This is a genomic window from Massilia sp. Dwa41.01b (genome assembly GCF_014171775.1).
In the GTDB taxonomy this organism is placed as follows: Bacteria; Pseudomonadota; Gammaproteobacteria; order Burkholderiales; family Burkholderiaceae_D; genus Telluria.
The window spans coordinates 5241582-5264838 of sequence record NZ_CP050454.1 but is presented as its reverse complement, the minus strand read 5'-3'; the positions used below and the strand labels follow the sequence as shown (position 1 = coordinate 5264838).

The following is a 23257-nucleotide window of genomic DNA, read 5'->3' as shown; positions in this document are numbered from 1 at the left end:
CGCAGCAATCAGCATAGTATGTATCAACGGTAACCTGTTAGTAAACTATCAATTGAGGTTGTCGATTGCTCGCCGTCGCACGATGGACGAAGCAAGGCTAGGTATCTGTGACAGTCGTTATATCTTAGGTTCCGGCCAGTTATACGTGCCATAGAATGTTTCCTGAGGGTTCATAAGATATGTTTTAGCGCCAGCCCATACTAAGGGGCTTTCCTGGGACACAAGGCCGGGGCGGTCCTGTAGCTACCTAAGAGACATAGGGCCGGGGGGCCGTATTTGGGTATGGAAAAACCCCCTCACTCGTTGATTTCTCAACATCAACAACCAATGTTCGCCTAAACCCGACTTTTTGAAGTTGCCCGAAAAGGTGACCCTGGGGGGCGTTGTTCTGGCCTGATCTGTTTTTTCAAAGGGGCGACCAAGGGTCATCGTTGCTGATGCTGTTCTATTTGGTGGTGTTCCCTGCCCTATCCATCTACCCGCTTTCGCCATGGGAAATCCTGGGCATCCTTCAATGGCATTAGCCGTCATGTTGATCTACCAATGAACCCTGCCCTAGTGAGAGTCTGAGAACCTATCCCAAAAGTCTATCAATAGGATTGTGTTTTTGCTTTCGATAGGGTATTATCACTGCATCTAAGGGTTCATTGATAGGGAAACACCATGTTGATTGGCTATGCGCGTACTTCCACTGTGGAACAGGTAGCAGGGTTCGATGCTCAGTTGTCGGCGCTGAAAGCTGAGGGGTGTGAACGGGTCTTCCAGGAACAGGTTTCTTCGGTGGCCGAACGGAGGGAGCTTGAGGAAGCCATTGGCTTTGCTCGGTCAGGTGATGTGTTCGTTGTCACCAAGCTCGATCGCCTTGCTCGTAATACCCAGCACCTGTTGGAGATTGTTCAGCGTCTGGAAGCCAAGGGTGTCTCTCTCAAGGTCTTGAACCTCGGACTGGATACCTCTACGCCCACAGGGAAACTTATGCTCACCATGCTCGGTGCCGTTGGTCAGTTTGAACGGGAAATCATGCTGGAACGTCAAAAGGAAGGCGTAGCCAAAGCAAAGGCCGAGGGAAAGTACAAGGGTCGGAAACCTACTGCACAGGCTAAGAAGGCGGAGGTGTTGTCGCTGGTCGCTCAGGGGCTTACCAAGGATGCTGTAGCGGATAAGCTGGGTATCGGTGTAGCGAGTGTGTACCGGATGTTAAAGGCATGATTCAGGCGCTCCAGCGCACCTAGCCCTATGCCCCTACATTTCCCTGCTTAAAAAATATGCAAATATAGGGTGGACAAAAACGCTCTTTCTTTAAGAGAAGGGGAGCGCCCGAACACAACTGGAACTACGATCATTGACAGAATTACAATGCCCCTACGGCTGACGTATAGCCTCATAGGGGCCTTTTTTCGTCTTGTCTGACTCCCCATACAGGGTCTTGTTCGATTCGTTTTGAGAAGGGATTAGGGTGGCTCTGAGGGGAATTCCTAAAACCCACACCTAAGCTATACCAAGCCGTCCTGAGGGCGCTTGGCGAACTCGCTGTGAACCAACCCCACTTTCAAACGACAAGACCCACAAATGACCAAAGAAATTACACCAAAACTCGCACACTTTGCAGCGATGAACGCAATCAAGATCGCTAGGGCTGACAAGTTTGCGCTGTCCTTGCAAGCGCAGATCGAGGAACTTAAGGCTTCCGAACTCACGCCGCATCAAATGGCACACGAACTCAACGAGAGGGGCTATCGGACGCCGAGGAGGCACTACTGGACGTACAAGAGCGTGCAAGACGTCTGCGCCCGACTCGATGCGATCACGAAGACTGCTGTTGATACTGCCAATGCGGCTGACGCCACAACTTCTTTCTGAGCGGCTTGAGACCTGCCTGTTGCCACAGGTGGGTCGCGACGCTCCAATTCCGAATAAGCATTTCAAAATGAATGCCACACCTAACCTCGCATCCTCTTTCCTCGCAATACCCCTCTATGTAGAGCCGGTTGAGCCAATTGATCGTCCATTTAACGGGTTCAGAATCACAGCAACCGAAAAGGCTGCATTAGTTGTTTCCGAAGCGGCGCATCTGCTGCTTTCATACGAAGATTACCGTGCCCCACGCAAGCGTAAGCGCAAGGCGGATGATTCCGAGACCTTTACCAATCAAGTGCAAGCGTTAATCTGCGACTTGATCCACAGGGAATTAACGTGTCCTGGCGGCTGGCTTGCCATCTCGTTGGCGAACACCGCTTTAGGGTCACATGACCGATACAAATCAAAAGCAATCAGCAAGACTATCAAGAACGTGCTGGACTACATGACCGCTCCTGAAATGGGATACGCAGAACAACGCAAAGGGATATGGATGCCTTCTGACCGTAGCCATTGTATGTTATCGACGATCCGCGCAGGCGAACGGCTTAGGGATCGCATCATCGAGTACCGCCTGACTTGCGACGATTTCAAGTTAGACAAGATTCAGGAAACAATCATCCTTAAGGGTGCCAAGGAAGACCACAATGATTCCGGCGCATGGCTTCAATACACTGATACTGCCCAGACGAACACATATAGGGCTGATATGGGCTTCATCAATGAGTCTCTTGCAGATGCCGATATGAATTACATGCCGTGCGCCAAATACGAGCAGATGGTAGACGCGACTGATCGTCGCTTGCGTCGGTATTTCAATAACGGGTCGTTTGAACAGGGAGGACGTTTGTTCGGAGGGTTTTGGCAGAGCATGTCCAAGCGTGAGCGCCGAGGCATCGTTATCGAGGGCGACTCAACAGTAACATTAGACTTCGGACAAATGAACCCGCGGATACTTTATGGACTCGCTGGCAAAGACTACGATGGAGAAGACGCCTATACAATCCCTAGGCTTGAGCAATACCGTGATGGTGTAAAGGTCGTGTTCAATTCAATGCTGCACAGAACCAAACCGATGAAGAAAAAGCCGAGGGGAGCGGCAGAGTTGTTTCCTATGCACTTAAGTATCAGGGAAATTACCTCCAGTATTACAATCCGTCATATGCCGATTGCTGATCTTTTTTATCAGGGGATCGGTATGCGGTTGCTGTACGATGAAAGTAAGATTCTAGTGGAAGTGCTTACCCGCCTATTAAAGCAAGGCATCATTGCGCTGCCGGTTCATGACGCTGTTATCGTAGCTAGGGACCACCAAGAGCAAGCTACAGCGGTAATGCTTGAGGTCTTCAAGGAGAATACGGGGATCGACGGAGTTGTTAAGCTAGAGGAGGTCTCAGGTTGAGTATGAATCACATTACACAAAGCCAGCGGGACAGCCTTGCTCACATCGACCTAAGGAATGCTAGGTACCCTTATCTTTTCTGTTTAGTATGCGATACAGGTAAGCTAGTGAGCTAAGATATCTATGGGTATCCTTAGGGGGACTGATAAGCCATCCCCATTCACTGACCTTACTACGGCTGCGTATACGGTCTTGCTGATCGGTATGCCTTGAATCCTTTACAAGGTAACTCAAGGCTATTGAAGCGGATTTGTTGCGTCTAACTGAGCTTCTGTACCAATCCCTGCACATCAAGATGGGTGTAGCGATCCAGCATGGCCAAAGTTATATGGCCTGTTATCCGTGCAACCTCGATCACGTTCAGACCGCGTTCAAACAGTCTGGACGTAGCCTCATGTCTAAGATCATGGAAACGTACATGGTCCAATCCTGCGCGTTCTACGGCCCTCTGGAACGCTTGGCTGACAGATGAGGCGGCAAGCGTGAACACTGGCCCTGTTTTGCCCTGCTGCATGCACTGAAGCACCTGGAGGGCACGAGGGGACAGCGGCACAGTACGCGATAATCCGTTCTTGGTCTTCTCCAGATAGATCGAACAACGGTCAAAATCGATGTGTTCCCATTGGATGCTCAGTAGCTCGGATCGGCGCATTGCTGTCTCGACCGCCAACGGGACAATGTGTTTCAACTGTTCGGACTCCGTAGCTTGCACAATCAGATCAATCTGGTTAGGTCGAATGCGAGCGCCGCGACCACGGGGCAGTGTAGGCCGTGAGGTCTTCGGAACGCCATTGGGAAGAATGATTCCCCATTCGGTACTGGCGACCACGTAGGCGCGATGCAAGAGGTTTAACTCATGCGTTACTGTCTGTGGCGACCTCAGGGCAAGCCGTTCACGCTTGTACTTTGCGAGGTCCGTATGCGTGAGGTTGTGGACGTGATACGCCCCGAGTGCCGCAATCAACGGCTTCGACCGGGAAAGGTCCGCAGCTGAGTACGCCTTGTTTGGTGACTCTTCTGCAAGATACCGGGCAAGCATCTGACCGATGGATGTCGATTGCTTCGTGGTCTTCCCGACGAAAGTACCTCGGTTCATCTTGGACTCGACCTCGATACCCCATGCAACGGCTTCGGCCTTGGTCTCGAAGGTCTTGCTTTGCGAAGGAAAGCCTTCTTTGCGAACTTGGCACTTCCATTTGCCCCTGTACTGCCAGATACCAGCCATGCGACTTCTCCTAAGTCGCCGTCGTTAAACCGGGTGCTCTCACTGCTCTCACTGCTCTCAGACTGCTCTCGCGTATCCTTCGCATCGCTCAGGAGTTTCCCGTGCGGCTGTAGCTCAGTGGATAGAGTATTGGCCTCCGAAGCCAAGGGTCGCTGGTTCGATCCCAGCCAGCCGCACCACCTGACACCCCTCCTGCTTCACCTTCCCTTTGTAATGCAAGATGCTGCCGGCGTGCTACCCGGCCTGGCATTGCGTCACGCCGTTTGTCGCCATGACAAGCTGGCACGATAAAGTGCGCAGCACAGCGTGCGCACTACAGCGTTCGCATCACAGCGTGATATAGCGCCGCAACCTCGGCCCCAGGCTGTTCGTCACCGCCAGCGGCAACTTCTGCCAGGTACTTTCCACCAGCGGACGCAGGTTCGACACCGCGCCACCCTTGGCACCAGGCGCCGTAATCGGAGGCGCAGGGTGCGCCACGCCCTGTGCATCCCATTCGCGCCAGTCGAGCGCGGCCGGCACTGCACCCCATTGCTTCTTGAATTTATAGGTCCCCTCGCCGAAGGTCGAGCGGCCGAAGTCGAACTGGCGTACACCAATCTCGCACAGGCGCGATTGAATTGCCCAGTACAGCAGCATGTTCGGCGCCAGCGGGTTGTAGTCGGCCAGGGTCGAGGCCCAGGGGATGACGGCCTTGTCGCCGCAGGTCAATACCCAGCCGGCACCGACGGCCTTGCCTTCATGGCGCACGATCACGATGAACATGTCGCCGGCGGCGCTGTAGTGGCGGTAGATCGCGTCGAACCAGGCGCGGCTGTGCGGCGGGCTGCCAAGGCGCCGCATGTTGCGGCTATACACATCGTAAAAATCGGCGACCGCCGCCGCGCCGTCCGCCACTTCCGACGTCAGGCCATTCTTTTCCGCCTTGCGCACCTGGCTGCGCAGTTTCGGCGGATACGACTGCATCAGGGCCGCCGCGCTGTCGGGCAGGCCCAGCAGCATGCGCACCTTGCGGCCTTCCAGCCCGGCTTCGTCGCTCCCCGCCGGCAGCGAACAGCGCAGGGCAAGCCCGGCCGCACCGGCTTCCTTCAGGCCGAGCCGCGCGCGCGCCGCCAGAACCTCGGCGACCTCGGCGTCGACTGCCAGCGGACCGCCGAGGTCGCAGAAGGGGAGCGACACCCAGCGCGCCTTGCCGAACGGCCGCGCTATCGAACACAGCGGCAGCATGCCGACGATCTCGCCGCCGCGCCGCGCCACCAGTACTTGCGAGGGATAACGATAGGCGCCGGTGACGGCGCGGCGCCATGCCGCCAGGTGATAGGCGCTGCCGTCCGGCCGGGCGCGGACGAAGGCGTCCAGCGCCGTGTTGTCGGGGGCATCGTTACTCAGGTAAGCAAATTCGAGGTGGTTCACACGCGGCTCCAGCGGTCAACATCGGTGTTTTCACCAATGCAATAATATTTGCGCCGTATTGTAAATGATTGACAACACCGGTTCGCGCACCGGTTGGCAAATGTGTAGGCCGCGCACGATTCATTTTCTTGCGGAACTTGTCAGACAGAAAATGCTAATATTGCATGGTGCTACTGATGAGACACCGATATTTCTCGGCGGATCGCAGGAGATGGCACGTCAGACACGATGGTCGCCCTGGGCAACCTAGTTACCATGCATGAAACCGGACACAACGGAAGCAGAAGCTGTAAATACAACGCAGCAGATCGTAGGCTGTTGCGGGCGTTGTACAAAGCGGGTGACGAGGTTGAGGCGCGTCCTGTTCCCATGCTATATTAAATTAGCATAATAGCAAAACTTTATTCGATAACGGAAGCTGATAATGAAAGCAGATCAGGTCGTCGCGGTAGTAGGTCTCGGTTACGTCGGGCTGCCGCTGGCAGTGGAATTCGGCAAGAAAGTACGGACGATTGGTTTCGACCTGTCGACCGCAAAAATCGAGAACTACAAGAAGCACATTGACCCCACCGGCGAAGTCTCGACCGAACAACTGCAGGCTTCCCGCCTCCTGGAAGTGACGACCGACCCGGCCATGCTGGCCCAGGCCGATTACGTCATCGTGGCCGTGCCGACCCCGGTCGACATCGCCCACAACCCCGACTTCACGCCGCTGATCGGCGCCAGCACCACCGTCGGCAAGCACATGAAGAAGGACGCCATCGTCATCTTCGAGTCGACCGTCTACCCGGGTGCCACCGAGGAAGTCTGCATCCCGCTGCTGGAAAAGCATTCGGGCATGAAGTGGATGCAGGATTTCCACGTCGGCTTCTCGCCGGAGCGCATCAATCCGGGCGACAAGGAACACACGCTGACGACGATCCTGAAGGTCGTTTCCGGCGACGACGCCGAATCGCTGGAAAGCATCGCCCAGCTGTATGAATCGGTGATTACCGCCGGCGTGCACCGCGCTTCCAGCATCAAGGTGGCCGAAGCGGCGAAAGTCATCGAGAACACCCAGCGCGACCTGAACATCGCCCTGATGAACGAACTGGCGATCATTTTCGACAAGATCGGTATCGATACGCTGGAAGTGCTGAAGGCGGCCGGTACCAAGTGGAACTTCCTGCCGTTCCGCCCGGGCCTGGTCGGCGGCCACTGCATCGGCGTCGATCCCTACTACCTGACCCACAAGGCCGAGATGGTCGGCTACCACCCGCAGGTGATCCTGGCAGGCCGCCGCATCAACGACGGCATGGCCAAGTTCGTGGCCGAAAAGACCGTCAAATCGATGATCTCGTCGGGCTTCCAGGTCAAGGGTGCGAAAGTCAATGTCATGGGCCTGACTTTCAAGGAAAACTGCCCTGACCTGCGCAACTCGAAAGTGGCCGACATCGTCCACGAACTGGAAAGCTACGGCGTCGACGTCCACGTCTGGGATCCGCTGGCCGAAGCCGACGAAGCCCATCACGAGTATGGCATCACGCTCGAAAAGAGCTGGGACGCCCTGCCGAAGGCCGACGCCCTGATCGCCGCCGTGCCGCACAAGGAAGTGCTGGCCCTGTCGCTGACCGACTTCGAAGCCAAGCTCAATACCGGCGGCTGCTTCATCGACGTCAAGTCGCAATTCGACGAGCAAGCGCTGCGCGAAGCAGGTTTCTGCGTCTGGCGCCTGTAACAGGTAGTCCTCCGGGCGGCGGCGCATGTGCCTGCCGCCTGCCCCCGGCTTGTCCGGGCGCGAACGATTTACCCCGCGTTATCGAGAAAGTGTTCGGAATACTGTGAATAAGATTCAAGACGTTAGGCAGCAGCTGGGCCAGCAAAGCCACCGCTGGCTGGTGACCGGCGCCGCCGGCTTCATCGGCTCGAACCTGGTGGAAGCGCTGCTCAAGCTCGGCCAGCAAGTAGTCGGACTCGACAATTTCGCCACCGGGCACCGCCACAACCTGGAGCAGGTGAAAGAATCTGTCACAGAGGATGCGTGGAAGAAATTTAATTTCATCGAAGGCGATATCCGCGTACCGGCCGACTGTGCCCGTGCCTGTACCGGCGTCGACTTCGTGCTGCACCAGGCGGCGCTCGGCTCCGTATCGCGCTCGATCGACGATCCGGCGGCAACGAACGAGACGAATGTCACCGGTTTCCTGAACATGCTGATCGCCGCCCGCGATGCGAAAGTGCGCCGTTTCGTGTACGCCGCCTCGAGCTCGACCTATGGCGACCATCCGGGGCTGCCGAAAGTGGAAGACGTGATCGGAAATCCGCTCTCGCCTTACGCTGTGACAAAGTATGTGAACGAACTGTATGCGAACGTGTTCGGCCGAACTTACGGCATGGAAACGATTGGTTTGCGATATTTCAACGTTTTTGGCCCGCGCCAGGACCCACATGGCGCTTACGCCGCCGTGATTCCTCAATGGGTGGCCGCGCTGATCCGCAACACGCCGCTGCGCATCAACGGCGATGGCGAGACCAGTCGTGACTTTTGCTACATCGACAACGTCGTCCAGGCGAACCTGCTGGCGGCGACTGCCGGCACCGAGGCGGTCAACCAGGTCTACAACGTCGCGCTCAACGAGCGCACCAGCCTGAACCAGCTGTACGCGATGATGCGCGACCTGCTGCGCCCGCGCTTCCCGCACGTGGACGCGCACCAGCCGCAGTATGTCGATTTCCGCCGCGGCGACGTGCGTCATTCGCAGGCCGATATCGGCAAGGCCGCGACGCTGCTGGGCTATGCGCCCACGCACCGGATCGGCGAAGGCCTGCAACAGGCCATGGATTGGTACGTCCGCGACCTGCAGAAGCAGGATTCGCCCGCACTATCGAGTAAGTAAGAAGAAGTAAGAAAGAAGGAGGCTCACGTGTTCAGGATTTCAAACCACTACGTATCGAAGATCGTTTCGGTGCTGCTGGTCGTGGAAGTGATGGTGCTGCTTGGCGCCGCCTATGCGGGTGCCGCATTGCGCTACATGGACATTGGCGGCCCGATGAGCGTGCCCTCACTCGACCATTTCTTTACCTCCGCCGTCGCTTTCGCGCTGGCCGTCGTGTTCAGCATGAGCGCCATGGGCATGTACCAGCTCGATTTCGAGGAAGGCTTGCGCCACCCGTTCCTGATGAAGCTGATGCCCTCGTTCGCGATGGGTTTCCTGATCCTGACCCTGGTGTTTTACGTGGCGCCGGAGCTGTCGTTCGGCCGCAGCGTCATGCTGCTGGTATTCGCGCTCTCGGCCATCGGCATTTTCACCGCGCGCATGATCTTCCTCAAGACCTCGGAAGCACGCTTCCTGCAGTCGCGCATCATGTTCCTGGGTGGCGGTCCGCTGGCCAGGGAATGCAGCGACCTGGCCCAGCGCGCCAACCGCTACCACCGCTACGACATCGCCGGTTTCATCCCGGGCGCCGGGGAAGAACTGTGCGTGCCGCAAAATAACCTGCTGAAAGTGCGCGACGGCGATTCGCTGGTGAAGCTGGCGCGCCAATACAACGTGTCGGAAATCGTGGTGTCGGTGCAGAACCGCCGCGGCGGCTTCCCGATCAAGGAACTGCTCGACTGCAAACTGGCTGGCCTGAAAGTCACCGACGCCGCCACCTTTTTTGAGCGCGAAACCTGCCAGATCCGGGTCGATTCGATCCAGCCGAGCTGGCTCGTGTTCGGCGGCGGCTTCGACCAGAGCTTCGTACGCCTGTTCATGAAGCGCACCTTCGACCTGGTCTGCAGCACCCTGATCCTGGTCCTGACCTTCCCCTTGATGCTGGCGGCGGCGTTTGCCGTCTGGCTGGAAGACCGCGGTCCGGTGTTCTATTCGCAGGAGCGCGTCGGCCGCGACGGCAAGAGCTTCTTCGTCCATAAATTCCGCAGCATGCGCGCCGATGCCGAGCGCGGCGGCACGCCGCAGTGGGCGGCCAAGAACGATCCGCGCGTGACCCGCGTCGGCAACTTCATGCGCAAGACCCGCATCGACGAACTGCCGCAGATCTTGAACGTGTTCAAGGGCGAGATGTCCTTCGTCGGCCCGCGCCCGGAGCGTCCTTACTTCGTTGAACAGCTGATCGAAGTCGTGCCATACTACAACGTGCGTCACAGCATCAAGCCAGGCATCACCGGCTGGGCGCAGGTGCGTTACGGCTACGGTTCCTCGGCCGAGGACGCGCTGCAAAAGCTGCAGTACGACCTGTATTATGTGAAGAACAACAGCCTGTTCCTGGACTTCCTGGTCCTGATCAACACCCTGAAAGTAGTCCTCTTCCGCAGCGGCCGCTGAAGTAAGGCTTGATAAACCTACTGCGCGTCGCCGTGTCGGCCTGCGATGCTCGCTGTACGCTTGTACAGCTGCGCTTCTCGGCCAACACGGCTTCCGCTCGCTACGGTTTCTCAAGCCTTACGTGGCGTCGCAGGTCGCTCGGAAAACCGCTTTAAACCGAATCGCCTTCCGCCCGTACCATGGATAGTGTCTCCCTCACCAGTATCGCCGCCTACAGCTATGGCCTTGCCGCCATTGGCTTCGTTGGCCTGGGCGTGCCGCTCCTGACGGGGTGGCGCGGGCGGGCGTATGGGCCGGTGCTGGTGGCGGCGGTGCTGGCGTCGGCGTTCTGGGCGGGGTCGCTGGCCTGGGCGGCGACGGACCTCATGATGTGGACGGCCTTGTCCGATGGCTTCGAGGTGGCGAGGAATGCCGCCTGGTCGCTGTTCCTCGTGGTGCTGCTGGGAGACTGGCGCAAGCCGGGGAGCCGCTTGCCGCTGGGGATGCGGCCGACCCTGTTCGTGGCGGCGGTGTGCTACCTGCTGGCGCTGGTCGCGGCGGTGTTCGGCTACTGGAACCTGGCCCTGGTCAACAGCGTGCTGCCGGTGATGGCGCGCGTGATGGAGGCGGTCGGCGGCATGCTGCTGGTGGAGCAGACCTACCGCAACAAGAATGTCCAGGAACGCTGGGCCATCAAGTTCGCCTGTCTCGGCATCGGCGGCATGTTCGCCTACGATTTTTATTTGTACAGCCACGCGATGCTGTTCCGCGAGGTCGATCCCGATATCTGGGCCGCGCGTGGCGTCATCAACGCGCTCACCGTGCCGCTGCTGGCCATCTCGATGGGCCGTGCCAAATCCTGGCGCTCGCCGCTGGCGGTGTCGCGCCGCGTGATGTTCCACTCGGCGGCGCTGTTCGGCTCCGCGATCTATCTGCTGGCGATGGGTTCGGCCGGCTACTACCTGCGCTATTTCGGCGGCAGCTGGGGGACCGTCATGCAGGTGACTTTCCTGTTCGGCGCGCTGCTGCTGCTGGCGGGGATCCTGTTTTCGGGTACCTTCCGCGCCTGGCTGAAGGTCTTCATTTCCAAGCATTTCTACAGCTACGGCTACGACTACCGCGAAGAATGGATGCGTTTTACGCGCACCCTGTCGGAAGCGGGGCCGAACCTGGGCGAGCGCGCCGTGCAGGCCGTGGCGGCGCTCGTCGAAAGCCCGGGCGGCGGCCTGTGGCAGCGGCGCGAGTCGGGCGCCTGCGAGCCGCTGGCGCACTGGCAGGTGCCGGCCATCGACGCCATCGAACCTTTTGATTCCTCGCTGTGCCGCTTCCTCGAATCGACCCAGTGGGTGATCGACCTGAACGAGTATGCCGAGGAGCCGGAAAAATACGAGGGCCTGACCTTGCCCGACTGGCTGCGCAGCTATCCGCGCGGCTGGCTGGTGGTGCCGCTGATGCTGGGCACCCGGCTGTTCGGCTTTGTCGTGCTGCAGACCGCGCGCAGCCCCGTGAAACTGAACTGGGAAGTGATCGACCTGCTCGACATCGCCGGCAGCCAGGCGGCCAGCTACCTGGCGCAGCAGGATGCCGCCAACGAACTGATGGTGGCACGCCAGTTCGAGTCCTTCAACCGCATGTCGACCTTCGTCGTCCACGACCTGAAGAACCTGGTCTCGCAGCTGTCGCTGATGAACGCCAACGCCGAGAAGCACAAGCACAATCCCGAGTTCCAGGCCGACATGCTGGAAACGGTGTCGCTGTCGGTGCAGAAGATGCGGCTGATGCTGCAGAAACTCTCCCGCATCGATATCCAGGAAAAGCCCGTGCCGCTGAACGTCGACCAGGTGGTGCGCCAGGCGATGGCGCAAAAGGCGGCCTTCGAGCCGCGCCCGACGCTCGACGTCCTCGACACGGGCCTGCGCGTGCTGGCCGACCGCGAGCGTTTGGAGCGCGTCGTCGGCCACCTGATCCAGAACGCGATCGAGGCCACGCCGAAGGAAGGCAGCGTGCGCATTGCGCTCACGCGCGTGGGCGAAGCCGTGCAGATCGAGATCACCGACACCGGCGAAGGCATGAGCGAGGAATTCATCCGCGAGCGCCTCTTCAAGCCCTTCGAGTCGACCAAGTCGGCCGGCATGGGCATCGGCGTCTTCGAGAGCCGCGAATACATTCATGAGCTGGGCGGCCGCCTGGAAGTATCCAGCCAGCCGACGCTCGGCACCACTTTCAAAGTCATCCTGCCGCTGTACCAGCAGGATGCGCTGCTCGCCGAACGGGCAGCTTGACCCGAGGATTACCGTGACACAGAACAAGCAGAAACTCCTGATCATCGAAGACGACCCCGGCCTGCAAAAGCAGCTGAAGTGGAGCCTGGACGCCTATGAAGTCGTCGTCGCCGGCGATCGCGAAGCGGCGCTGGCGCAGATCCGCCGCCATGAGCCGGCGGTGGTGACGATGGACCTGGGCCTGCCGCCCGACCCGGACGGCTCGACCGAGGGCCTGGCGACCCTGCAGCAGATCCTGGCCCTGGCGCCGGACACGCGCGTGATCGTCCTGACCGGCAACCAGGACCATGCCAACGCCGTCAAGGCGATCGGCCTCGGTGCCTACGACTTCCACCAGAAGCCCTGCGACCCGGAAGTGCTGAACCTGGTGATCCAGCGCGCCTTCTTCCTGCACGAACTGCAGCAGGAAAACCGCCGCATGCAACAGCAGCAGGCCGACTCGCCGATGTCGGGCGTGATCTCGCGCGCGCCCTCGATGCTGAAGATCTGCCGCAACGTGGAAAAGGTCGCGCCGACCTCCGCTTCCGTCATGCTGCTGGGCGAATCGGGTACGGGTAAAGAAGTGCTGGCGCGCGCCGTCCACGCCCTCTCGCCGCGGGCGAAAGAGCGCTTCATGGCGATCAACTGCGCGGCCATTCCGGAAAACCTGCTCGAGAGCGAATTGTTCGGCTACGAGAAGGGCGCCTTTACCGGCGCGGCCAAGCAGACCAAGGGCAAGGTCGAACTGGCCCATGGCGGCACCTTCTTCCTCGACGAAGTAGGAGATTTGCCGATGCCGCTGCAAGCCAAGTTGCTGCGCTTCCTGCAGGAGCGCGTGATTGAGCGCATCGGCGGCCACGAAGAGATTCCGGTGGACGTGCGCATCGTCTGCGCGACCCACCAGAAACTCAAGGAGCTGTGCGCCCAAGGGCGCTTCCGCGAAGACTTGTATTACCGCCTGTCCGAAATCGTGGTGACCATTCCGCCGCTGCGCGAGCGCGAAGGCGACGCCGCCCTGCTGGCGCATCACTTCAAGAATAAATTCTGCGCCCAGGAGTCGCGCGGTTCGCTGCACTTCGCGCCGGACGCGATCGCCGCCATCGAAGCCTACAACTGGCCGGGCAATGTGCGCGAGATGGAAAACTACATCAAGCGCGCGGTGATCATGGCCGACGGGAACACCATCGTCGCCGACGACCTCGGCCTGCCGGGCGAGGGCCTGGAAGAAGAGCCGATCAACCTGCGGCAGGTGCGCGACGAGGCCGAGTACAAGGCCATCGTGAAAGCGCTGGCTCGCGTCGACGGCAACATCGTCAAGGCCTCCGAAATCCTCGGCATCAGCCGCCCGACCATGTACGACCTGATGAGCCGTCACAACATCAAGACCGCTGCATGAAGCTGGCGCGCCTGCTGGCCCTGCCGCTGCTGCTGGCGGCGGCTGGCGGTGGTGCCCTGGTCTACCTGCAGTCCGAAGGGGCCACGCCGCGCGCGCTGGCCCCTTATCTTCTCAAGCGCACTGGTGGCCACAACCCTTTCATCGAAGGCGCGGGCCGCGCCGCCGCCGCAACCCTGCTGCGGCTCGACCGCGGCAACATTGCGCCGTTCACGCCGCCGCCGCTGGTGCTGGGCGCGCAGCCGGCAAGCAGCCCCGCTCCCGCAGGTGCCATACGCGAGGTGGCTTCCAGCGAAGAAGCGCGGCGCGCTTTCGCCACAGCCGCACCGGGCGACGTCATCACCTTCCTGCCCGGCGACTATGCTGTGCGCGGCAACCTGTACGCCAGCCGTGCCGGCAGCGCTGCCGCTCCGATCGTGGTGCGCGCGGAGAGTCCGGGCACGGTACGCATCGCGTTCGATGCCGCCGAAGGGTTTGTCGTCACGGCACCGCACTGGCAATTCGAAAACCTGGACATCCGCGGCGCCTGCCGCCGCGACAGCTGCCAGCATGCCTTCCACGTGGTCGGCGCCGCCCAGCATTTTGTCGCCCGCAACAACACGCTGCGCGACTTCCACGCCCACATTAAAATCAACGGCCTGCGCGGCCAGTTCCCCGACTTCGGCCTGATCGAAGCGAACACGCTGACCAATGCGGCACCGCGGCGCACCGGTGGTCCCGTCACGCCGATCGACCTGGTCGCGGCCAGCGACTGGGTCATCCGCGCCAACCTGGTCCAGGACTTTGTCAAGGCCGGCGGCGACCGCATCAGCTATGGCGTGTTCGCCAAGGGCGGCGCCGAACGCACCCTCATCGAGCGCAACGTGGTGCTGTGCGAAGCGCGCCTGGCCGACCAGCCGGGGCAGCGGGTCGGCATCTCGTTTGGCGGCGGCGGCACCGGCAAGCGCTATTGCCGCGACGGGCGCTGCATCACCGAGCATGACGGCGGCACCCTGCGCGCCAACCTGGTGGCCGGCTGTTCCGATGTCGGCATCTACCTCAACAGCGCAGCGAACACGCGGATAGTGGACAACACCCTGCTCGACACGGCCGGGGTGCAGGTGCGCTTCCCGACCAGCAGCGCCACCGTCGATGGCAACCTGGTCGACGGTCCGATCCGCAGCGACGACGGCGGCAGCGTCCACCCTGGCGACAACCTCGCTAGCGCGATCGCCTGGCTGTACGTCGGGCGCCACCCGCAGCGCGATCTGTTCTTCGCGCCAGGCCGGCTCGACCTGCGCTGGCACGCCGGTGCGCCGCGCCGTGCGGCGGCGCCAGGCAGCACCGACCTGTGCGGCGGCCTGCGCGGCGCAGAGGCAAGCCATGGCGCCTTCGACGATTTCCGCGCCTGCCTGCGCGCCGAATAAGGCTCACCCCAAGGGGCGGATGTTCTGGTTGGCGTGGTCTGCGCCAGTTGGCGGCGTGCGGCCGCCAACTGGCAGGAACCGGGTTCATTCGAGCGCGGTGAAGGGGCCTTCGCTGCTTACTGCCCCGCCGGCGGCTCCCAGAGTTCGACCTTGTTGCCTTCGGGATCGATGACCCAGCCGAACTTGCCGTATTCCGAGTCGCTGGTCTCGTCGAGCACCTGGCAGCCTTCGCTGCGCAGCGCCGCCAGCAGCGCGTCGAGGTCGTCGACGCGGTAGTTGATCATGAAGGACGCGCGGCCTGGTGCGAAGCCGCCATCCTCGGCGGCATTGATCGACCAGATCGTATGGCCGGCGCTGGGTGGAAGGGCGGCGCCGCCCCAGGCCAGGACCTCGATGCCGAGGTGGCGCGCATACCAGGCGCGCAGGGCAGCCGGGTCTTGCGCGTGGAAGAAGATACCGCCGATGCCGGTGACGCGTTTCATGTGGTGCTCCAGTCCGTTGGTGTGCAGTGAATGGCGGCCCGCCAGCACGGGTAGAACGCATCGAGGCGGCGCGGCACGCCGGCCCGGCCGCAAGCCTGGGTGCAGACGTAGCCGAATTTGTCGTCCAGGTAGTCGCTCTCGTCTTCTTCGTGGCAGTCGGACATCATGTGGTGGCGTACGAAGCTGGCTTACCAGGAGCGCAGCCAGTCGCGCGTCCAGCCAGACACCTGGTCCTGCCAGGGCCGGCGCGAGAAGGTGTGGTCGGCCTTGTCGATCTTCTGGCGCGTGATGCGCGGCGCCGCCATCAGGCGCTGCCAGGACCCGAAACGGTTCGAGAGGTCGGCGAATTCCTGCGCTGTCAGGTCGGCGCCGCTCAGCACGACGAGTACCCGTCCGCCGAAGCGGGTCAGTGCCGCTTCCATGCGCGCCGGCAGCGGTGCGTCGGCCCCGTGGGCCGCAGCATCGGTGGCAGGCTTTGCCGTCAAGGCCTTGCGCGCGTCCTGCCACAGCCCGCGCAGCGAGGCTTTCGCATCGAAGCCGCCGCTGGCGATCTTTTCCACAGCCGCGCGTCGAACAGGCGCGCCCGGTAGTAATGCTTGATGGTGGCGCGCGCGGCGCCCGCCTCGGTGCGTACCCGTGGGTTCAGCAGCACGAGGCCCGACACGCGCGCATCCTGTGGTGCGTACATGGCCGCCGCCGAGGCGCCATCGCACAGGCCCCACAGCACCACTTCGCGCATCCCGGGCACTTCGAGGAAGAAGCGGTCGATCGCCGCGCGCAGGTCGTCTTCGACGTGCTCGAAGGTTTGCAAGTCGCCCTCGCTGTCGCCCATGCCGCGGTAGTCGAAGCGCAGCGCCGGAATGCCGGCATCGGCCAGGTCGCGCGCGAGCAGGGTGAACTGGCGATGGCTGCCGGCGCGGTACTGCGGGCCGCCGACGACGACCAGCACGCCGCGCGCGGGCGCGGCCGCCGGCTGCGCGGGCAGGCTCAGGACGCCGTACAACCAGGCGCCGCGGCAGGGGAAAACGAGGGCACGTTCGTCAGGCATCGGCACGGCTTTCGAAACAGAGGCTGGTCGCTGCCAGCAGGGCGGGGCAGTCGACGGTTTCCGGCGCGGCCCAGAACTGCGGCCCCGCCACCTGGCCGACCTCGACCCGGCTGCCTTGCAGGCGCCAGGTGTCGGCCACGCGCTGCACCGCCGGCGGCAGCGCACGGCCTTCGCTTGCCACGACTTCGAACCACTGGATGGGGCAGCGTGGGCCGAGCGCGCGCATCGGCCGCGTCGATGCCGCGTGCCAGGTCGGGATGGAGCAGGTAGCCGGCGATCTCGATCGACTCGCCGGCGGCCAGCGCTTCGCGCAGGGCTTCGGTGCCGCCGCTGTCGCTGCCGCCCTGCAGCAGTTCGCCCGCCAGGCGCAGGCGCAGGAACTGGTTCAGGTAGCCCGAGCCGTTCGTCACCGGTTGCCACAGCAGCAAACGTTCCGGCGGAACGGCCGCGCGCTGGGCGTGGCAAACCGCCAGCAGAGCGCCCAGGCGCAGTCCCCACAGGCCAGCCGTGCGGCCCAGCTTTCTTCGATCCAGGCGCGCGCGAATGCGATGTCGCGCAGCCAGCCATCCCGGTGGCGTCGCCGAAGTCACCAACGCTGTCGCCGCAGCCGTGCAGGTCGAGCTGCAGGACGCCGATGCCGCGTGCGGCCAGGGCGCGCGCCTGCAATGCCGCCATGCGCCGCGACCGGTTCATCTCCTCGGCGAACGGATGCACGTACACCAGCGCGCCGCGGCATTCGCCGATGGGCGCGTGGTACAGGCAGAAGCGCCGGCCGCCCTGCGTGTCGAGGAAAAAAGCGTCGGCAGGCGCGCGGGCGGGCTCGTTCACGGGCTGGTTCACCTAGTCGGCGCGCTCGGCAACGAACGCGGCCAGGCTGCCGAGGGTGGCGAAGGTGCTGGCGCTGATGTCGTCGTCGTCGACGGCGATGCCGAAATGCTCTTCCAGTGCGCCGATCAGGGTGACCACGGCCATCGAATCGAGTTCGGGCAGGCTGCCCAGCAGCGGCGAATCGGCGTCGAGCGCCTGGCTTGATTCGCCCAGGTTCAGCACGTCGATCAGGATATTCTTGACTTCTTCAAGGTACTTCATAGGCTCGTCGTCGGTTGTTGGGCCGGGCGGTTGCGCGCATCGAGCAGGGTGTGCAGACGGCCCAGCCCCGGCCAGCGGTAATAATTGACATGGTACATAGTACGTACCTCCTCCGTCCAGCGCGTATGCCATTCCATCACGCGGCCGTAGAACTCGATGCGCTCGAGGCGCCCTTCGTTAAACAGGGCGCGCGTCGCTTCCTCGCGCATGAGCAGGGTCGGCGACAGGTTCGAGGGCACGCTCTCGTCGTAGGCCGTCTTGAGCACGACGATGCTTTCGCCATCCTCGACGCACAAATCCATGGCCACCAGCTGCTCGTCGAAATAATAGCGGTAGACGCCGGCCTTGCCCTGGGCGGCCAGGTTTTCCAGCATGGCGTGATAGTAGCGCCCCTGCGCATTGTCGGCCCGCACCGCCGTGCCTTCGGCGCCTTTCCAGCCGGCGCTTTCCAGGCGCGCGTAGTCCGCTACCATCTGCGCCATGGCGCCCGGCTGGCGCTCGACCTCCATGCGGGTGGCGACGCCTTCGCGTTCCAGCCGTGCGCGCTGCTTCTTCAGGTTGCCGCGCAGGTTCTTGCCACGCGCATTCCAGTAATCGTCGAAGCTGCCCCGTACAGTCACGCGCGCGGTGTCGATGTAGTCGAGCGTGCGGGTGCAGGGGCCATCGGCGGGCCGCGGCGCGAGATACGGGTCCATTTGCGTCAGCGCCAGGATCAGCGGAAAGCCGGGCAGGGCGCCAAGCAGGGCGCGCGCCAGCCGTTCGGTATCGAGCCCCTCCTGTTGCAGCCACAGGCCGATGGGCGCCTGCGCCGGCTGGAAGGTGGCCCAGGCGCCGCGCCGGCCAGGGCGCACGATCGCCATCGCCCGAACCGTGCCGCCCCTGGCGCCAGCAGGCCAGCAGGTCGCCTTCGCGCCCGAACTGGGCGACCAAGGGCGCGACGAATGGCGCCGACAGCAGCACCGTCGCGTGGCGCGGGCCGAGGGTGGCGTGCAGACCCGTCCAGGTCTCGATATGGCGTGGGAAGTCGCGCGCCGGGTACAGGGTCCAGCTCATGCGAGGACCGCCTCGCGCAGGCGCGCCGCCAGCCAGTCGATTTCACCGGGGCGCAGCTCCTGGTGGCAGGGCAGCGCCAGCACCGGGCGCGCCAGCATCGCGCTGTTGGCGCAGGTAGTGGCGTCCACGCCGGCCCACTGCGGCTGGCCAAAGCGGGTCAGCGGCACGCCCAGCGCCTTCAGGCGCGCGAACAGGGCTTCCGGGTCGTCAACCAGCAGCGGGAACACCCAAGGGCAGGCACCCTCGGGCAGGCGCGGGTGCAGGGGCCGCACGCCAGGCAGGCCGCGCACCGCGTCGTCGAGCTGTGCGTAATGGCGGCGGCGCAGTGCGCGGATGCGCGTGGGGGACGCCAGCCGCAGCATGGCGCGCGCAAACAGCGAGGAGCGCTTGTCGAGCCAGCGCGGGTCGAAATTGAAGCTGCTATCCGACGAGTCGGGCGCCAGCGCGGGCGCAGCTGCCGTCCCGCGGCGGCGTTTCACGAGGCTCCAGAGAGCGCCTTTGGCGCGCAGCGGCAGCCACAGGTCGCGCGCACGGCCGGCAGGCGGCCATACGCAAAACCTTTTCGAGCGAGGTGAGCGCGACTTTCGCTTCAAAGCCGGCACCGGCCGAGCGCAGCGCGACGCCGTCGAGGCGATGGTGCGCCGATACCGTGGCGCCGCCCTCATAGATCGGCAGGAATTTCATGCTGCTGGCAATCGCATAATCGCCCCAGGCGCCGACCGGACGGCCGCCCGCTTCGCCGATGAAGCAGTGGGCGCAGTCCTCGATCAGGGCGATGCCGCGCGCGTCGCAGAGCGCGCGGATCGGCGCCATCTCCGGGGGAACCCGAAGTAATGGGTGACCATCAGCGCGCGCGTATTCGCCGTGATCTTCGCCGCCAGGTCGGCCAGGTCGGCTGCGCCGTCCGCGCCCACCCGGTAGAACACGGGCTGGGCGCCGCGCCAGAGCACGGGCGGGATCATCGAGGGGCTGTGGTAGGCGGGCACCAGCACGGTCTCGCCTTCCTTGACGCCGATTTCGCGCAGGGCCAGGCCGATCGCCACCCGCCCGCTCGTCACCAGGCGGTATTCTCCCGCATCGAGCACGGTCGCTGCCCGCGCACCGCCAGCGCGCCGGAACGAGGACGCGGAGAGGATGGGTGCCAGGGGAATGACGGGCCGTACGGGAAGCGGATTCGCAAGCATGGAACCAGTATAAACCCGGCGTTGAATAATTTGCCACGAGACATGTCGAAAACCAAATGTTCGTGACCGTGCTGCAGCGCGCCAGGATGCTGCAAGCTGTTAAGATTGCGGGCTGCGTGGCGCCGATTCTGGCTACGCTCCGCCGCTACCGTGAACGACTTGACTATGGCTGACCTGATCCACGACTTCCTCTTCGATTCCGCACGCCGCACGCCAGCCGCCGAGGCGCTGGTGCATGGCGCCCAGCGCCTCGACTATGCGGCGCTCGCCGGCGCGGTGATGCAGGCCGCCGGGGCCCTGGTCGACGCCGGTGTGCAGCCGCGCGAGCGCGTTGCCGTGTTCCGGAAAAGCGCGTCGAGAATGTCGCCGCCATGTTCGGCGCGGCCGCCGCCGGCGCCGTGTTCGTGCCCGTCAATCCGCAGCTGAAACCCGAGCAGGTCGCCCATATCCTGGCCGACTGCAATGTGCGCGTGCTGCTCACTTCCCCGGAGCGCCTGGCGCAGCTGGGCGCCGCCCTGGACGCCTGCCCGGACCTGCGCAGCGTATTCGTCACCGGCGGCGCGGACATCAACGGGGCGCGCGCCCGGGAAGCGGCCCAGCGCACGCTGATGGATGGCGAGCTGCGCGCGCGGCGCCCGATCGACGCCGACATGGCCGCGATCTTGTACACCTCGGGCAGCACCGGCAAGCCGAAAGGCGTGGTGCTGTCGCACCGGAACATGGTGGCGGGCGCGAACAGCGTGTCCAGTTACCTCGGCATCACGGCGCGGGAGCGCATCCTGGCGGTGCTGCCGCTCAGTTTCGATTACGGCCTGAGCCAGCTCACCTGCGCCTTCCTGGCGGGCGCCACCGCGGTGCTGATCAACCACCTGTTCGCGAAGGACATCGTCAAAGCGGTGGCCGACGAGCGCATCACCGGCCTGGCCGCGGTACCGCCCCTGTGGCTGCAGCTGGCAAGCCTGCCCTGGCCGGCCGACTGCTCGCTGCGCTATCTGACCAATTCCGGCGGTGCGATGCCCACCAGTACGGTAGCCGCCCTGCGCGCTGTGTTGCCGCGCGCCGAGCTGTTCCTGATGTATGGTTTAACGGAGGCCTTCCGCTCCACTTACCTGCCGCCGTCCGAACTGGACCGCCGTCCGGATTCGATGGGCCGCGCCATCCCGAACGCGCAAGTGATGGTCGTGCGTCCCGACGGCACGCCCTGCGCGCCGAACGAACCGGGAGAACTCGTGCACCGCGGCGCGCTGGTCGCCCTCGGCTACTGGAACGACCCGGCCAAGACGGCCGAGCGCTTCAAGCCAGCCCCGGCCAGGATCCGGCGCTGCCGCTGACCGAGATGGCCGTCTGGTCCGGCGACACGGTGCGCATGGACGAAGAGGGCTACCTGTATTTCATCGGCCGCAACGACGACATGATCAAGGTTTCCGGCTATCGCGTCAGCCCGCTCGAAGTCGAAGAGGTCGTGCATGCGACCGGGCTGGTGAGCGAAGCGGTGGCCTTTGGCGTGCCGCATCCGCAGCTGGGCCAGGCCATCGTGCTGCTGGCCGTGCCGAAGGAAGCGGGCCTGGGCACGCCGGCCCTGCTGAAGGAATGCCAGCGCCGCTTGCCGGCCTGGATGGTGCCGGCCCACATTGCCGTAGAGGATGGCGTCCTGCCGCGCAACCCGAACGGCAAGATCGACCGCAAGCTGCTGCGCCAGCCCTTTATCACCCTGTTCGAACAAGTTGGAAAGTAAGCCATGAACGCCAAACCGGTCCACGCCGCCCAGACCCTGTTCCCGGTCGTCGACGACTGCCTGCAGGTGGGCGGCATGCCCTTGACCCGGCTGGCGCAGCGCGTCGGCAGCACGCCCTTCTATGCCTATGATCGCCGCCTGCTGAGCGAGCGCGTGGCCCACGTGCGCGCGCACCTGCCGCCGGCCGTCGAACTGCATTTTTCGATGAAGGCCAATCCGATGCCGGCGCTGGTGCAGCACATGGCCGGCCTGGTCGACGGCATCGATGTCGCATCAAGCGGCGAACTGAAAGTGGCGCTCGACACCGGTATCGACCCCGTGCGCATCAGCTTTGCCGGCCCCGGCAAGTCGGATGCGGAGCTCACGCGCGCGGTCGCCGCCGGCGCCGTCGTGCACGCCGAATCGGAACGCGAGATCCGCGCGCTGGCCGCCATCGGCGAGCAACTGGGCATCGCGCCGCTGCTGGTCCTGCGCATCAATCCCGACTTTGAACTGAAGGGGTCGGGCATGCGCATGGGGGGCGGCGCCAAGCAGTTCGGCATCGATGCCGAAGAAGTCCCGCGCATGCTGGCGCTGGCCGCCAGCCTGGGACTGACCGTGCTGGGTTTCCACATCTTCAGCGGTTCGCAAAGTTTAAAGGCCGAAGCCATCGTCGAGGCGCAAGCCCAGACCTTCCTGCTGGCCGAACGCCTGGCGGGGGAGGCGCGCGATCCGGTGCGCATCCTGAACATCGGCGGCGGCTTCGGCATTCCCTATTTTCCGGGCGAGAGCGCGCTCGACCTGGCGCCGATCGGCGACGCGCTCGCGCAAGCGCTGCCGCGCGTGCATGCCGCGCTGCCGCAGGCGCAGGTGTCGATCGAACTCGGTCGCTACCTGGTCGGCGAAGCCGGCGTGTATGTCGCGCGCGTGGTCGACCGCAAGGTCTCGCGCGGCCAGGTCTTCTCGTCGTCACCGACGGCGGCCTGCACCACCACCTGGCCGCTTCCGGCAACTTCGGCCAGGTGATCCGCAAGAATTACCCGGTCGCGATCGGCAACCGCATGCGCGCGCCCGTCGACCGGGAAACGGTGTCGGTGGTGGGACCCCTGTGCACCCCGCTCGACCTGCTGGCCGAGCGCATGGACTTGCCGCCGGCGCAGGTGGGCGACCTGGTGGTCGTGTTCCAATCCGGTGCCTATGGCCGTTCGGCCAGCCCGCAGGGTTTTCTCAGTCACCCGGACGCGCCCGAAGTACTCGTCTGAGCAGGCGCGTGTGCGCATCCTCGCCAATCGTGCGAGGGAGCCGGCGAAATTTGCGTTAAATTAAATGTTGCAGGAAAATAAACAAAGGAACACACTGCACCCGTGGCGGTTGCCGGCGCGATGATGCATTTTGCGCCCCGCCTGCGCCCTCCGGAACGCAACCGGCTGCGGCCACCCAATGT

At 63.2% G+C, this 23257-nt stretch carries 21 protein-coding genes, 1 tRNA gene and 2 pseudogenes; 12 read left to right on the top strand and 12 right to left on the bottom strand.

Annotated elements, in window-relative coordinates:
- Nucleotides 1-663 precede the first annotated feature (663 nt).
- The 3 genes from G4G28_RS24250 to G4G28_RS24240 all read left to right on the top strand — a co-directional run bounded on the left by G4G28_RS24250 (nucleotide 664) and on the right by G4G28_RS24240 (nucleotide 3259).
- Nucleotides 664-1209 carry a recombinase family protein gene (locus G4G28_RS24250; protein ID WP_182990284.1) on the top strand — a complete coding sequence of 182 codons (546 nt, stop codon included), beginning with the start codon at nucleotides 664-666 and terminating at the stop codon, nucleotides 1207-1209.
- A 360-nt stretch (nucleotides 1210-1569) separates the two neighbouring features.
- Nucleotides 1570-1860: a hypothetical protein gene (locus tag G4G28_RS24245; RefSeq protein ID WP_182990283.1), complete on the top strand. Its 291-nt coding sequence runs from the start codon at nucleotides 1570-1572 to the stop codon at nucleotides 1858-1860.
- 67 nt (nucleotides 1861-1927) lie between these two features.
- Nucleotides 1928-3259, top strand: coding sequence for a hypothetical protein (locus G4G28_RS24240; protein WP_182990282.1), 1332 nt, complete (start codon nucleotides 1928-1930; stop codon nucleotides 3257-3259).
- A gap of 259 nt (nucleotides 3260-3518) precedes the next feature.
- Here G4G28_RS24240 and G4G28_RS24235 read toward each other — a convergent pair whose 3' ends face one another.
- A complete protein-coding gene (locus G4G28_RS24235) occupies nucleotides 3519-4484 on the bottom strand; it encodes a site-specific integrase (RefSeq protein ID WP_182990281.1) in 966 nt (321 codons plus the stop codon).
- A 103-nt stretch (nucleotides 4485-4587) separates the two neighbouring features.
- Here G4G28_RS24235 and G4G28_RS24230 point away from each other — a divergent pair.
- Nucleotides 4588-4663 (top strand) — tRNA-Arg (locus G4G28_RS24230).
- Between the two features lie 148 nt (nucleotides 4664-4811).
- On the opposite strand, the gene G4G28_RS24225 is transcribed toward G4G28_RS24230, so the two are convergent.
- Nucleotides 4812-5897, bottom strand: coding sequence for a GNAT family N-acetyltransferase (locus G4G28_RS24225; RefSeq protein WP_183107904.1), 1086 nt, complete (start codon nucleotides 5895-5897; stop codon nucleotides 4812-4814).
- A gap of 424 nt (nucleotides 5898-6321) precedes the next feature.
- On the opposite strand from G4G28_RS24225, the gene G4G28_RS24220 reads away from it, so the two are divergent.
- The 6 genes from G4G28_RS24220 (at nucleotide 6322) to G4G28_RS24195 (ending at nucleotide 15243) form a co-directional block, all read left to right on the top strand.
- Nucleotides 6322-7614 carry a nucleotide sugar dehydrogenase gene (locus tag G4G28_RS24220; protein WP_182990279.1) on the top strand — a complete coding sequence of 431 codons (1293 nt, stop codon included), beginning with the start codon at nucleotides 6322-6324 and terminating at the stop codon, nucleotides 7612-7614.
- A 103-nt stretch (nucleotides 7615-7717) separates the two neighbouring features.
- The gene (locus tag G4G28_RS24215; RefSeq protein WP_182991664.1) at nucleotides 7718-8773 is read left to right on the top strand and encodes an SDR family oxidoreductase; all 1056 of its coding nucleotides are present in this window, start codon (nucleotides 7718-7720) and stop codon (nucleotides 8771-8773) included.
- 27 nt (nucleotides 8774-8800) lie between these two features.
- The gene (locus tag G4G28_RS24210) at nucleotides 8801-10204 is read left to right on the top strand and encodes a TIGR03013 family XrtA/PEP-CTERM system glycosyltransferase (protein WP_182990278.1); all 1404 of its coding nucleotides are present in this window, start codon (nucleotides 8801-8803) and stop codon (nucleotides 10202-10204) included.
- Nucleotides 10205-10383: 179 nt separating this feature from the next.
- Nucleotides 10384-12465 (top strand): XrtA/PEP-CTERM system histidine kinase PrsK, encoded by a 2082-nt coding sequence (gene prsK, locus G4G28_RS24205; RefSeq protein ID WP_182990277.1) that lies wholly within the window; start codon nucleotides 10384-10386, stop codon nucleotides 12463-12465.
- Between the two features lie 13 nt (nucleotides 12466-12478).
- Nucleotides 12479-13840: a PEP-CTERM-box response regulator transcription factor gene (prsR, locus tag G4G28_RS24200; protein WP_182990276.1), complete on the top strand. Its 1362-nt coding sequence runs from the start codon at nucleotides 12479-12481 to the stop codon at nucleotides 13838-13840.
- Entirely contained in the window at nucleotides 13837-15243 is a 1407-nt protein-coding gene (locus G4G28_RS24195) for a right-handed parallel beta-helix repeat-containing protein (protein WP_183107903.1), read from the top strand. The genes prsR and G4G28_RS24195 overlap by 4 nt, the downstream gene beginning before the upstream one ends.
- 116 nt (nucleotides 15244-15359) lie before the next feature.
- Here G4G28_RS24195 and G4G28_RS24190 read toward each other — a convergent pair whose 3' ends face one another.
- The 10 genes from G4G28_RS24190 to G4G28_RS27700 form a co-directional block, all read right to left on the bottom strand.
- Nucleotides 15360-15725, bottom strand: a complete 366-nt coding sequence (locus tag G4G28_RS24190) for a VOC family protein (RefSeq protein WP_183107902.1) — start codon at nucleotides 15723-15725, stop codon at nucleotides 15360-15362.
- Complete coding sequence (locus G4G28_RS24185) at nucleotides 15722-15889, bottom strand: hypothetical protein (protein WP_182990274.1); 168 nt, start codon at nucleotides 15887-15889, stop codon at nucleotides 15722-15724. Before G4G28_RS24185 ends, G4G28_RS24190 begins: the two co-directional genes overlap by 4 nt.
- Before the next feature lie 24 nt (nucleotides 15890-15913).
- Nucleotides 15914-16210 (bottom strand): hypothetical protein, encoded by a 297-nt coding sequence (locus G4G28_RS27280; RefSeq protein WP_229507810.1) that lies wholly within the window; start codon nucleotides 16208-16210, stop codon nucleotides 15914-15916.
- The gene (locus G4G28_RS24180; RefSeq protein WP_229507809.1) at nucleotides 16207-16773 is read right to left on the bottom strand and encodes a hydrolase 1, exosortase A system-associated; all 567 of its coding nucleotides are present in this window, start codon (nucleotides 16771-16773) and stop codon (nucleotides 16207-16209) included. Before G4G28_RS24180 ends, G4G28_RS27280 begins: the two co-directional genes overlap by 4 nt.
- Nucleotides 16766-16999, bottom strand: coding sequence for a hypothetical protein (locus G4G28_RS27275; protein ID WP_229507808.1), 234 nt, complete (start codon nucleotides 16997-16999; stop codon nucleotides 16766-16768). The genes G4G28_RS24180 and G4G28_RS27275 overlap by 8 nt, the downstream gene beginning before the upstream one ends.
- 614 nt (nucleotides 17000-17613) lie before the next feature.
- Nucleotides 17614-17862, bottom strand: a complete 249-nt coding sequence (locus G4G28_RS24170; RefSeq protein WP_182990272.1) for an acyl carrier protein — start codon at nucleotides 17860-17862, stop codon at nucleotides 17614-17616.
- Nucleotides 17859-18722: a GNAT family N-acetyltransferase gene (locus tag G4G28_RS24165; protein WP_229507807.1), complete on the bottom strand. Its 864-nt coding sequence runs from the start codon at nucleotides 18720-18722 to the stop codon at nucleotides 17859-17861. Before G4G28_RS24165 ends, G4G28_RS24170 begins: the two co-directional genes overlap by 4 nt.
- A gap of 189 nt (nucleotides 18723-18911) precedes the next feature.
- Nucleotides 18912-19394, bottom strand: a complete 483-nt coding sequence (locus tag G4G28_RS27270; protein WP_229507806.1) for a hypothetical protein — start codon at nucleotides 19392-19394, stop codon at nucleotides 18912-18914.
- On the bottom strand, nucleotides 19336-19728 hold the full coding sequence (locus G4G28_RS27705; RefSeq protein WP_267875263.1) for a DegT/DnrJ/EryC1/StrS family aminotransferase: 393 nt from the start codon (nucleotides 19726-19728) through the stop codon (nucleotides 19336-19338). The genes G4G28_RS27270 and G4G28_RS27705 overlap by 59 nt, the downstream gene beginning before the upstream one ends.
- Nucleotides 19683-20099: a DegT/DnrJ/EryC1/StrS family aminotransferase gene (locus tag G4G28_RS27700; RefSeq protein ID WP_267873647.1), complete on the bottom strand. Its 417-nt coding sequence runs from the start codon at nucleotides 20097-20099 to the stop codon at nucleotides 19683-19685. The genes G4G28_RS27705 and G4G28_RS27700 overlap by 46 nt, the downstream gene beginning before the upstream one ends.
- A gap of 165 nt (nucleotides 20100-20264) precedes the next feature.
- Here G4G28_RS27700 and G4G28_RS24155 point away from each other — a divergent pair.
- Nucleotides 20265-21834, top strand: a pseudogene (locus G4G28_RS24155) (acyl-CoA ligase (AMP-forming), exosortase A system-associated).
- A gap of 3 nt (nucleotides 21835-21837) precedes the next feature.
- Nucleotides 21838-23075: pseudogene (locus tag G4G28_RS24150) on the top strand (pyridoxal-dependent decarboxylase, exosortase A system-associated).
- Nucleotides 23076-23257: the final 182 nt, after the last annotated feature.